At 51.0% G+C, this 12,551-nt stretch carries 9 protein-coding genes; 3 read left to right on the top strand and 6 right to left on the bottom strand.

Going from position 1 to position 12,551, the window contains the following annotated elements:
* The 4 genes from OEW58_03530 to OEW58_03515 all read right to left on the bottom strand — a co-directional run.
* Positions 1-516: argininosuccinate synthase (locus OEW58_03530; GenBank protein MDH5300415.1), on the bottom strand; the 516-nt coding region annotated here is incomplete at its 3' end.
* A 99-nt stretch (positions 517-615) separates the two neighbouring features.
* Positions 616-2,187, bottom strand: a complete 1,572-nt coding sequence (locus OEW58_03525) for an ATP-binding protein (GenBank protein ID MDH5300414.1) — start codon at positions 2,185-2,187, stop codon at positions 616-618.
* A 217-nt stretch (positions 2,188-2,404) separates the two neighbouring features.
* Positions 2,405-4,171, bottom strand: a complete 1,767-nt coding sequence (locus OEW58_03520) for a PAS domain-containing sensor histidine kinase (GenBank protein ID MDH5300413.1) — start codon at positions 4,169-4,171, stop codon at positions 2,405-2,407.
* Positions 4,172-4,283: 112 nt separating this feature from the next.
* Entirely contained in the window at positions 4,284-8,096 is a 3,813-nt protein-coding gene (locus OEW58_03515; protein MDH5300412.1) for a glycoside hydrolase family 9 protein, read from the bottom strand.
* A 226-nt stretch (positions 8,097-8,322) separates the two neighbouring features.
* Here OEW58_03515 and OEW58_03510 point away from each other — a divergent pair, with 226 nt between their 5' ends.
* Complete coding sequence (locus tag OEW58_03510) at positions 8,323-9,057, top strand: hypothetical protein (protein ID MDH5300411.1); 735 nt, start codon at positions 8,323-8,325, stop codon at positions 9,055-9,057.
* A gap of 3 nt (positions 9,058-9,060) precedes the next feature.
* Here the strand turns inward: OEW58_03510 and OEW58_03505 are convergent, their stop codons facing one another.
* The gene (locus tag OEW58_03505) at positions 9,061-9,564 is read right to left on the bottom strand and encodes a heme-binding protein (GenBank protein MDH5300410.1); all 504 of its coding nucleotides are present in this window, start codon (positions 9,562-9,564) and stop codon (positions 9,061-9,063) included.
* A gap of 390 nt (positions 9,565-9,954) precedes the next feature.
* Here OEW58_03505 and OEW58_03500 point away from each other — a divergent pair, with 390 nt between their 5' ends.
* Together OEW58_03500 and OEW58_03495 are read left to right on the top strand one after the other, a co-directional pair.
* Entirely contained in the window at positions 9,955-10,260 is a 306-nt protein-coding gene (locus OEW58_03500; GenBank protein MDH5300409.1) for a c-type cytochrome, read from the top strand.
* Positions 10,261-10,439: 179 nt separating this feature from the next.
* Positions 10,440-12,098: a hypothetical protein gene (locus tag OEW58_03495; GenBank protein MDH5300408.1), complete on the top strand. Its 1,659-nt coding sequence runs from the start codon at positions 10,440-10,442 to the stop codon at positions 12,096-12,098.
* A 7-nt stretch (positions 12,099-12,105) separates the two neighbouring features.
* Here the strand turns inward: OEW58_03495 and OEW58_03490 are convergent, their stop codons facing one another.
* On the bottom strand, positions 12,106-12,543 hold the full coding sequence (locus OEW58_03490) for an NUDIX hydrolase (protein ID MDH5300407.1): 438 nt from the start codon (positions 12,541-12,543) through the stop codon (positions 12,106-12,108).
* Positions 12,544-12,551: the final 8 nt, after the last annotated feature.

Below are 12,551 nucleotides of genomic sequence, written 5' to 3'. Positions count from 1 at the left end.
TTTCTTGTTCTCAATGGCAATGCCGTGCTTTTCAGCATAATCCAGCAGTTTTTCACGGGAAGTCAGATCCCATTCACGCCAGGGAGCAATTACACGCACGTCAGGCTTCAGTGCGTAATAACCCAGTTCAAAACGCACCTGGTCGTTACCCTTGCCGGTTGCACCGTGCGACACCGCGTCTGCGCCGGTCATTTTGGCAATTTCAATCTGGCGCTTGGCGATCAGCGGACGGGCAATGGACGTTCCCAGCAGGTACTCGCCCTCATAAACTGCATTGGCGCGGAACATGGGGTACACGAAATCACGGGCAAACTCTTCACGCAGGTCGTCAATGAAAATTTCCTTGATTCCCATGGCCTTAGCCTTGGCGCGCGCTGGTTCTACCTCTTCACCCTGGCCGATATCGGCGGTGAAGGTCACCACTTCGCAATGATATTCGTCTTGCAACCACTTCAGGATAATGGAGGTATCCAAGCCCCCGGAATAGGCTAAAACGACCTTTTTGATGTCAGACATGTTCACCTCTGGCGACGAATGCGTGATGGATAGCGATTAAAGGGCGCAGATAGTATCAAATTTGCCCCAGAAGGGTCGAGTGGCTACAACAAAAACTCTCTAGCCTTGGAGAACCGGCAGGTAAAAGTAGAAACACGCCCCCTGCCCTGGCTGACTGGTAAAACCAATTTCGCCGCCCAGCCGCTGCACGATGCCCTGAGAAATATTCAGTCCCAATCCCGTCCCGCCCCGCCCGCGGGTGGCCGAGGTGTCGGCCTGAGCGAACTTGCCAAAAATTTTGGATTGGAACTCCAGCGGAATACCCGGTCCGTTGTCAATAACTGAAATTTTGACTCGAGCATCGTTCAACTCGGTCTGTACCAGCACACATCCCTGTGGTGGCGAAAATTTAATCGCATTGGACAACAAATTCGCCATGACCTGCAAAAACCGTCCAGGATCCACCCGTACCTTCAGTGCGGTCGGCACCGCATTTTGCAGCTGCATTTCTACGTTATAGTTGGTGGCATACCCCTGATTGGCCTCCAGAGATTGCTCCAGCAATTCAACCAGAAAATGATCTGCCAGGGACATGCTCATCTTGCCAGATGCCATTTTTTCCACGTCCAGAATATCGTTAATCAGCATGGAAAGTCGTTGCGCATTTCTATCCGCCACTTCGGTCAGGCGTTCTTTATCCGCATCGGCCAGCACCACCTTCCCCTGCAGCAAACCCAATGCGCCACGAATGGCGGTTAACGGTGTACGCAGTTCATGACTCACTGTTGAAACGAATTCATTTTTCATGCGCTCGATTTTTTTACTTTCCGAAATATCATGAACATTGGCAAGAACCACATCGCCCTGCCCCAGTCTCATCCGCTGTAATGACAATTCAATATCCAGTAATTCACCCGTTTTGTGATGCTTCAGCATCCAATTGAATGTCACCGATTCATGTTTTGTAACTACCCGATGCCAATACATCGGCAAAACCATTTTGTCGTCTATCTTGGCGGTCAGTAGCTTGGACACAGAATCATTGAGCAGTTCAGCCTCATCAATACCCAACAACGAAAGCGCTCGCGGATTCGCCTGCATCAGACGCCCCTCAAGATCTATCACCAATATCCCTTCGTTTACGCCGTTAAAAATATTGATCAGGTCCTGCTTGGAGGCAATCAATTGCTGCTCCCTCTCCAATGCCTCGTAGCGCAAACTGATATTCTCAACAAACCGGAAATATATCTGCCGACCATTGCTTAACACAACAGCACCAAACGCCAACGTCATGGCAGCCATCGCAATCGCCGTCGGCGAACCCACAAATAGAAATTGAGAAAACAACGGCGTCAAACACAGCGCCACATACCAACGATAGGCAACGATCGACGCCGATAATGACGCCAGTCCACCAGCAACCATGCCTGCAATCACAAACGCCAGAAATACCTGATCACTTAACTCATTGGTGAACAGCAACAGCGAAGCGCTACCCCAGACAACACTGGTAAAAGACAGACCAACAACAAATCGCCTATGCCAATATTTGTTATCTGCACTGCCTTTATCTTGAAGGCGAAAATATTTCCAAGCAATCAGTGACCGGACAAGCACCGCAACATACATCGCCACCAGCCACAGCCATACCAACGCGTCATTTTCACTGGATGAGCTAAGAATCCAAACCAATACACTTGAATTAAACAGGGTTATAAGCAGCGAAAAAGGCAAAGCCCTATACAACATTTGAACTTGCTCGAGCAAAATCACTTGTTGTAAATTTTTTGGATCTGTCGAAACTCCAGCAGAATAAAACGTATCTGTTTTCACGATAAAATGGCAACTATAGCGGGATTAAAAAACCTATATCGAGTTCACATAAAAATGCTAAACCCCATTTTTTATATCAAACATCTGAATCTTGTGCTGACCGTAGAATGACAGTAAAGACAGTCCCTTCACCGACCTTGCTTCTGAGCGACAACTGGCCTTCCATCACTTCCACAAAGTGTTTGCTCAACATCAAACCCAACCCGGTTCCTTCTATTTTTGTTCCTTCAGCCCCCAGCCGTTCAAACGGCTTGAAGAGCTTCTTTTGCTGTTCTTCATCAATCCCCCAGCCAGTATCTCGTACAGCGATACTTACGCCATCACCAGCCAGATATTCGCAAGTCACAAATATTTTACCACCTTCGTGGTTATACTTGATCGCGTTTGACAATAAATTTAAAACAACCTGCTTTAATCGTGTAGCATCGGCATAGGCAAAAACCTGCCCTGCTTCAGGCAAGGTCGTATGCACAGCAATTTGTCTTGCCTGCGCTAGGTGCTTTACTAACGAAAGAGCATCCGTCACAGGCTTTAGGACATCGATACTCGCCATGTCCAATTTTATTTTTCCGGCCTCAATTTTTGACAGATCCAATACGTCACTAATGAGATCAATCAAATGTCCACCTGCGCGTTTTATTTCCTCAACATAGTCTTGTTGATCATCCGTCATGCGATCATCGTGATGCAGCAAATCAGCAAAACCAACGATGGCATTCATCGGCGTTCTGATCTCATGACTCAGCCCAGACAAAAACTCTGATTTGGCCCGATTGGCGTCCTGGGCCATGCGAGTTGCTGCGCGCAATTCCTTTTCGAGTTTTTGTCGCTGGGTCACATCACGCAAAATAGCCGAAAACATCCGCTGGCCGTGAATGATCATTTCTGACAGATTAACTTCCAGTGGGAAAATATCGCCGTTTTTTCGCCGCCCGTGAAGTTCGCGGGCCACGCCTAGCATTGAGGAACTTCTTCCTTTTGTGTGCGCGTGCAAATACTGATCATGCTGGGCGGCATAATTGTCTGGCATCAGCAGAACCACATTGGCTCCCAACGCTTCATCACGGGTATAGCCAAACATTCTCTCTGCCGCAGGGTTGAAAACCTTGATTGCGCCATTCACGTCAGTCATGACAATGCCGTCCAGTGCGGAGTCGATCAAGGTCTGGATACGCACCTGATTGTCCTCCAGCACTCGCTCGCGCAACATGCTGTCATAGCGTTCAGAAAAACTAATGTACTCGTTCAGATTCCAGCGTTGAGCACTGGTGAACAAACCCAACCAGAAAATAACCGTCATTAACGCCATACCGAAGCCAGTCACTGTCTGCATGGACAGCAACTCAAACCCGAGCGGCGCAAGAAGAATGGTAATGAATGCCACCAACGATGGCATATGGTACGACAGTGTGGTGGCTGCCCCGGCGCACATCCCAGCCATCACGAAGGCGATAAACATCTGGCCTTCGGTGCCAACCTTATCGAAAAACAGCAGCGGCAAACTGCTCCAGACCAGGCCAGAGACAATCACCCCCACCCTATGCAAAATTACCCACCGATTATGCTTTGGGTCGTTATCTTGGTGACGGCGAAACATCGCATAAATGGCCGTGCGAATTCCCAAAATGAAGAGCAGCACAACAATCCAGGTCGTCAACCAACCCTGATCCACTTCCCCCCAAAGCACAAAGGCAGCAATCAAGCCGTTGAGCACGCTGGCGAGCAACGCCGCCGGCAGATTGCCGTACAACATCCGCAATTGCTGCTGTTTTATGTATGCTAACTTGGACGGATCTACATGTTCCTGACCGTGACTGCCAAGTTGATTGGTCGCTATACCCACCGTTTCCCCAACAGGATGCCCGTTATGCGAGTTATAACGACCCAAAATCCAAATTACTTCAGGAGAACATCATGGCTTGATAAAATCAATAACCCCTTAAAACGCAATGAATTTATCTGGCTAACACCGCACTAGGCTGGCCACTGCCGGCGGTACAAAAACCAAAATCCTTGCGACTTTCACCCGGCAATAACGACTTAATCGCCGTCGGCAAAGCGACCAGCAACTGCGAAGCCTCACGACTAATGGTGCCATTCCAGCTATTACTGATGACGGTGGCACTGTCCAACCCCATTCCCAGATAGCGTGGTGTCGCCGTTGAGCTGCCAGTATTGGTGATGTAAATATTCACGCAATACCCTGTCGCCCACTGGCTGTAAACATCGGCATAGGCAGAAAAACTGTTCACGCTTGGTGACAACAACGCACCGCCAACATCCCGCGCAAACGACGGTGCAACAATACCACCACCGACACAAACACTCGCCACATCAGCACTGCCACCTACGGCAATACTTGGTACTGCAGTCAACGGCAGCCTGACCACCTCGCCCGATTGCGACACTTGACCACCTGTAGCAGACATCACGCTCTGCGATGAGGGCATGGCAAATTCCAGCAGCGAAGGTGTGCCTGCCACATTCCCAATGTTCTTGGCAGTAAAGTCCGCGCAATAACCGTTAAAATTGGCATTGCGAATAACCGCGCTGTATTCAAACCGCGCCTGCGACTCAGTCACCGTTGCGCCTGCGACACTCATACTGGGTGCAACGTTGGCTGCAGCGCAATAACCAAACTTGTCGTTCATCCCGCCCGGCGCAATCGTACCGAGGTTTTGCAAACGAACATCAACCACGTCACCACTGCGACTCAGCAAGCCATTCCAGGCATTGGTAATCGCCACCGATGCGGGCAAGGTAAATTGAAAACCTGCGGGTGATCCCGACACTGCACCCGTATTGGTTATCTCAAACTTCACACAGTTGCCATTCGTCCAACTGTTGTACACGTTGGGTTTAATGCTAAACGATGCCGTATTTTGCGAACTGCTTGCTACCGGTGGCATAGCCGCCACCTGGCTTTGCGACAATCCAGGAGGTGGCTCGCTGCCCCAGATTAATTGCTTGCCAGCAGGTTGATTCATGTCATACAGCGCAATCTTGTCAGTCATTACCGCGACATTGGCTACCAGTCCCTGATACGACGGATCATTACTCGGATTCCAGCCACGACTCACCCACGGCAGGCGCAACAGGAATTCAATATTTTTCTGCTTTTTATCCTTGCCCAACGGCGTGACAAACGTGCCATCGAATCGGCCTTCCACATAAAAAATGTAGGCCGAATCCTGCCAACGTTGCAGTGACACACCACCGCCCGCTTCGTCCCAATACACATCCAGAATCACGTCGTTAAGCGTGTAACCAGCCTGAAAAATTTCGGACAAATCGACAAAGTAGCGAAAACGATACGCATTGGAGTGACGCGGAGGATAGGCACTTTCATTCACCACCGTCACCAACACACCCGAGCCCAACTCGGACACTTGCTTGGTTTGCAGTTTTGCCGTCAGATAAATCTCATCGTAATGCGGCCCGGCAGGTGGAAAATTTGCATCGGGGCGATTGCCTTCAATTCCATACGCACTCACCAGCGCCGCCAATACACCGTTGAAACCGGCATTCATGTCGGTCGCCACTTCGGTCATCGCAAATGAACTGCGATCCGTGGTGTAGGTGTCTGCCTTGGAAGGACCGCCGGCCAGTCCACCATACAACACGTGCCGTGGTATCGCGGGATTGCTCAGCGAATTAGTGGTTGAACCGTGCGACGAACGATGATGGGCCACTTGTGAATAATTATCACCAAAACCCACCATGTAACTCATGCCCAGCGGATTATCGCCCAACACGTAGTTGACTTGCTCAGTGGCAAACCGCAAATAATTTTCCTGCAATTGCTGACCGACATTGAGTTGCTGCAAATGTTTGCGATACACCATCGCCAAAAATGCAGTGGCGGTGTTGTAGCGCGCAGAAGCCCAGGGCGCCAGCCAAGCCATACCGCCGGGCGTGCGATAAATACCGCCGTCGCGCAACCAGTGATTCAGAAAATTCTGCGCATGCAAATTGTAATCGTAATAACCATTATCGCGCTGACTGCCAATTAGCGAGTCTTTGACATAGTCCGCATCCGAATAAATTTCGGCCATCAGCACATAAACGCCGTAGCGCACGTCATCCCACACCAAGGTCCATCCCTTATGGCCGGTGTTATCGGCAATCGGCGTGTAGTACGCTTCAGCATCGTGCAGATAGCGAGGATCTTTGGTGGCTTTGTACAACCAAGCTGCGGCAAACGGCAAATCGTCTTTGGCACCACTGCGCGAAGCGTAATACTGCTTGGCATCTGCGATGGAATCAGAATAGTGACCTAGATTCGGCGCTGGCCCCAACGTCGCCATGCCGAACTCGTACAACTCTTTGGCATGCTGCAACAACACACGAGCGTATTCGGGTTCCTCCTGGCGAAACACCATGGAAATACTGGTCAACGCAGCAGACGTCTGCAACGCCAGATCAGGACCGGGCATTTGCATATCAATTTTCCACGCTGGACGCTGATGCGGCATCACTTCAGGCGCGCCCCAAATGGAATGATCGGTAGCGCCCATTCCCACCTGACCATAAAACACATTCGCACTGGGATGCGCCTTGACGAAATAGTCCGCCACCCAACGCAAATTATCCTTGGCCCATTTCATCTGATCTGTCGCAATCAGCGCGTCATCAAACTCCAACACGCCCCAGGCTAAGATGCTGGCAGAAAATGCCATCGGCAGGCCAAATTTGACGTGATCGCCAGCATCGTGCCAACCGCCGGTTAAATCCAGACCGACATCCGCACCATCGCGCAGATCAGAATCACCGCGCCAGGGAATGCGATTGGCCAAAAAACCATTGTGCAAACGCACGCCTGTACGTGGATCAGTCAATGGCAGATCACCGTTGAACTTGGGCAGTGGACCGGAACGCTGGGCCTCGTAAAAATACCAAGCCATTTGCAACGCCGAGCCGTAGTTGTAAATCGGCGACGTAGACGGACCATGGCCCGCGTAAACCCCCGGCATGGTCAGGGTGATGGCCGCATTAGTTGGTGCCGGTGTTGTCGAAGTATTGGGCGTGGATGGCGCAGGCGTCATGCTGCCACTGTCCGGCGACGTGGTCGTCACAGGGTTTGTCGTAGTCGGTGCTGGCTCTGCAGGTGCAGGTGCGGCTGTCGCCGTTGAATCCGTGGTTACGGCTGGCTCGACCTGCACCACGATCACCGGGTCGGCTGACACAATGGGTTCAACAACTGGCGTCGGTGCAGGTGCTGCCTCGGTAACAACCGCAGTCACCGCAGGCGTCTGCGTCGACGTCACAGGCAAATCAGGCTGAGTTTGCGGCTCTGGCGCAACCACTGGCGCGGGAATAATGGTTTCTATCGGGGCTGTCGTCGCAACAAGCACCGGTTCGACGGCGTCCGGCGCGGCCAGCGTGACCACCAAAGTCACCGGTTCATTAACCACAACAGGCGGCTCGCTGGAAGTTGTCGACGGCAAAACCGATACGGTCCGACTCACCGGTGCAGAAGCATTGCCTGCACTATCGACCGCCACGTATTGCAGCACATGGGTTCCAGGCTCGTTGACATCGACTTGACCTTCGACGGTGAAAACCGGCTGATTCACACCATCTTCGTCATCCGTCACCTGCACGCCGGGCTCTACGTAGGTTTGACCTTGCTCCAGCTCTAGCTGCGAAGGTCCCAACAACTCCACGCGCGGCGGCTGATCTGCAGTTTGCGACGTGTCATCACGATCTTCCCCTTGTCCACACGACTGCAACAACACGACAATCAACAACACTACATGACGGTACATCAACACTACTCCCGGTTAACGCTGGCAGTCATCAAACAAAACGACACTAGCCAGATATAGTCGGATTATTTAAGCCTACATATTGTAGTGTCAATAAATTATCCAAACCTTATCCCAACTTGACACTTTTGGAGTTAATCCAAGTACAATTTACTGCCATTTCGTCACCTATGTATTCGCACCACAACCGACATACAGCACGCAAACAATTTGTGAGGAACCAGCTTTGGCCATTGTTTGGAGTACGCGCTCCGCTAACAAGAAATATGAAGTTCGCACCGCAGGAAACTCCATCCGGCTCTACTGTAATGGTGTATTTCACAGCCAATTCAATCCGCAAAAACCATTTTGCGGCCAGGTGTGGGATCTGTTGTCACTGCCAGTATTTTTTTCACCACTCGAAAACTTTCAGCGAATATTGTTGCTCGGCGTAGGCGGAGGCGCAGTCATTCGCCAACTCGAACATGTACTGCATGCCCCGGAAATCGTTGGGGTGGATATTGACAGGATTCATCTGCGGGTTGCGAAAAAATTTTTCGCCATTGGCGATCATACACAGCTTGTGCATGCTGACGCGCAGCAGTGGCTGACAAATTATCAAGGCGCACCGTTTGATCTCATCATTGACGATCTCTTCGGCGACGACGACGGCGAGCCCTCGCGGGCTATCGCCGCCGATCGTTCGTGGATGTCACTGTTGCATCAACATTTGACGCCACGCGGCACGCTCATCTGCAACTTTGTTTCTCGCGAAGAATTTCGCAACTGCGGTGCTCTGTGCGACTCAAAACTATGGTCCCACTACCCCAATATTTTTCAGCTCAGCACACCACTGACCGAAAATCGAGTTGCCATTTTCCTTCGTCAACCTGCCGACAGCGTTCGTTGGCGACAGCAACTGCAATCACATCCCGCAATCAACACACGCTGGCTGCGTTACGCGCTGCGACGGGTGAAATGATGACTACTCTTCGCTGTATCGATCTGCACCTATGGATTCCAGACCAGCACGCGCACAACGCTCGTCCAGCTGCGCACCTGGCGCGCCACCAACACCAATCCCTCCAATCACCTCACCGGCCATTTTGATCGGCAAGCCACCGCCCAACAGCAAAACTTGCTCGTTCATGTGCTGCAAACTTTGTATGGCCGGCGTTTTTGCCACCAGCAGTGCCAGCTTTTGCGTCGGCTCGCGCAAACTCGCTGAGGTGTAGGCCTTGCGTTTGCTGCTATCAACCGTATGCGCGCCAGCGCGGTAGTGCCGAGTTTGTGCCACCACTACACCTGACCGATCCACCACTGCCGCGGCAACCATGTATCCGTCTTTTTCACATTGCTCTACCGCCGCAGTCACTGCCTGTTGTGCCAACGAGTGAGGCAGCAATGCCGCCTTCGGCAGCTCCACCTGCGCCCACGCTCCCCCCATGATTCCCAAACAACACACCGAACCGAACATCACACGACGCATTTTCCTTCCTCCAGATGAATAAATCTCCGCCAATTTCGCCGACTCACCATCAAAAATCAACTCTCGCATCTTAAGCAAATTATAAGACTACTCAGGGCCGTAGTTTGCACATGCCCATTTCGTCAAACAACGGCAATATGAATTGCAAAAAACACCAAATCTGAAACTAATAATTAAAACGAAATATACTTATAATTCATCAAGTTAACCAGTAGCACTCATAATGCGCCAAGTAACTCAATTTGGTTTATTTACAAAGCGATTATTTTGAGTCAGAATCGTTGTCGACCTTTCTGGAGGGGCAACGCTATTATTGTCTTCAATGACTTTAGCTATCGCTCGTGGTCATTACCCAATAACTTTTAATTCAATAATTAGAAGGTACACAAAATGAAAGTATTCTCTGCTGTTGTTGCTGCAGCTGTTATCGCTGCTCCTATGATGTTCTCTTCTGCAGCTTCTGCTGACGAAGCAACCTTTAAAGCCAAGTGCGCTGGCTGCCACGGTCCTACTGGTATGGGCACCGTTGGTCCACGTCTGGCTGGCCAACAGAAGCAGTACCTTGTTGATCAGTTCAAACTGATCCGTGATGGTCAACGCGCTTCTGGCAAATCTCCTATGATGAAGGGCGCTGTTGCTGGCGTTACTGACGCACAAGCTGCTTCTATCGCCGACTTCCTGGCTGCAATGAAGTAAGACTTGTCGTCTGAGACTTCGGTCTCTGCACGCAGGTGTTGACAACCCGGAACCAGTAATGGTTCCGGGTTGTTGCTTTTTGGAACGCATATTCTTCAAAACAAGCAGTTAGCTTGACATTTAGAACGCATCAAGCGATAAAGCACGTACCTATCACGTCCCACGGAAGGAGGTTGCCCATGTCGCAAGATACCGCCACACCCACATCATCCCGTTCCGCCGATCAGATCGAGCTGGAAAAACGTCACTCCATTTATGAACAACTGACCAACGCCGGCAGCCCTCAACGCAACAACCGCTTATGTGTCGCCATTAGCGACATCCATCTCACCGATGGTACGGTTGGACTGCAAAATCTCACCGACGAGGTCTGGGACAATTTTTTCGACCGCATTGGCGATACCGCCGAGCTATACAACATTAATGAAGTCGCACTCATTATCGACGGCGACTTTCTGGATTTCATCCGCACCCAGCGTTGGGCAGAAAACAACTTCTATCCCTGGCAGCGAGAAGAAAACCCCGCGCTGTTTGCAGACATTATTAACACCATCACCGACGACATTTTGTGCATACACCGTGGATTTTTCGATAGGCTGAAGAATTTTGACTCTCGCCTCAAACAGCAGGCCCCTGACATCAGCAGCCGCTTGATCATTCTGCTTGGCAATCATGACAAAGAGTTGATGCTGGTGAATGACGCACTGGCAAAATTTTATGCGCAAGGCCTGGGAATCAGTCTGCAAGATATTAGCGATAGTGAACGTGAATTCATCGGTCGCATGTACGGTGATCCGGAAATGTTCCGCGATAAAAGCACGGCACCCTACTTTCCGTTTTACTACGCCGACCGTGGTTTTCGTTTCTTCACCACCCATGGCCAGTGGCGCGATGCGCAAAACAACCGTGCGATTGCAGCCGACAATGGCCTGCCGGGCTGGAAAACCAAGGATGGCTGGAAACCCAAAGTCTGGGAGCAGCTACGCTACAAACCATTTCTGGAAGCCTGTTTTGGCGACAGCGTCGCTGCCGGCGTACTGTCCAGCTTCATCTACAACACCAAAAAGGATCTAAAATCCGACAACATTCACATTGATCGCCTGACGCGCATCCTGGATGAACTGGATCTGTACCGCCCATCGTACCTAGCCGTAAAACGCATCATCCTTGAAGCCAAACGCATGCGTTCGCTGGAAGATAAACAACAGCAAGATGCCGCCAAAATCATTGAGAAAAATTTGCAAAGCTCCATTCGCACCTGGCTGAGCTGGGACTTCACCGCGAAAAGCGCCTCAACCATGGGAAGAATGCTTATCCGTGTCGCGCGCACCACCTTCAGCATTATGCGCACATTACGCTTGAATTTGGAGCTGGGCACAGTACTAAATGCGTTGCGCCTGATGGATTGGATTGACAATAAATTCGGCAAAAAGACTGAAGCGCTCGACACCATGTGTAAATTTCCGGGCTTTCAGCCGCCCTACACCGATCATGGATTCCAGATTCACGGCGAAGGCCATACCCATTTCCCATTGCAGGAAGAAGCCAACATTCCCGGCGTTACCACCAATTTGACTTATGTGAATTTTGGTACCTGGCGCGACCAAATCGTTCCGCGACTGGATAATGGTTATCGACGCCGCGGCGTATTGCGCACCTTCAACATCCTCGATCTGAAATCAAACGACGAGAGCCAGCCTGACGCTCGCCGTTTTTCCTATTTCACCCAGGATATCATGCTGTGGGACGATGCCTTGGATCGCATTAATGAAAAAGCGACTGCGACGGCCAAATCCCATCGCAGTGCAACAACCGCCAAAGCTGACTGCGAACATTGATTCGCAGTCAGTTTCGCACTGAACGAGACTCGCCTGTTTGGCGGAAATGCAGGTAGTCCTGCAAAATTTGCGAATGATCAAATGCCAACAATGATGGCAATTCGTCCATCGCAAATACTGCCAAATGGCGAGCATCGTCCTGCGCCGTGGGTTCGCCAACTGCTTCAGCAACATAAACCGCACTCACCGTATGGCCTCGTGGATCACGACGAGGATCAGAGTACACACCCAATAACTGGGTAAGCGTCACCGTCAAATTTGTTTCTTCCTGCGCTTCACGCACAGCAGCATGTTCCACAGTCTCGCCAATATCCACAAAACCGCCAGGAATCGCCCAGCCAGGTGGTGGATACTTGCGCTCAATCAACACAATTGGCCGATCAGGACGATCGCGCAGTTCAATGATGATATCCACCGACAGCGCCGGCGTTACAGGTCTAGCCATAATGCCTC

It is taken from the genome of Gammaproteobacteria bacterium (genome assembly GCA_029884425.1).
GTDB lineage: Bacteria > Pseudomonadota > Gammaproteobacteria > S012-40 > S012-40 > JAOUHV01.
The sequence above is the reverse complement of the archived record's forward strand: the minus strand, read 5'-3'. Positions and strand labels throughout refer to the sequence as shown.

Coding starts and splice junctions, on each gene's coding strand:
- OEW58_03495 (MDH5300408.1), top strand. CDS start 10,440: ATGTCGCAAGATACCGCCACACCCACATCATCCCGTTCCGCCGATCAG.
- OEW58_03490 (MDH5300407.1), bottom strand. CDS start 12,543: ATGGCTAGACCTGTAACGCCGGCGCTGTCGGTGGATATCATCATTGAA.
- OEW58_03515 (MDH5300412.1), bottom strand. CDS start 8,096: ATGTACCGTCATGTAGTGTTGTTGATTGTCGTGTTGTTGCAGTCGTGT.
- OEW58_03500 (MDH5300409.1), top strand. CDS start 9,955: ATGAAAGTATTCTCTGCTGTTGTTGCTGCAGCTGTTATCGCTGCTCCT.
- OEW58_03505 (MDH5300410.1), bottom strand. CDS start 9,564: ATGCGTCGTGTGATGTTCGGTTCGGTGTGTTGTTTGGGAATCATGGGG.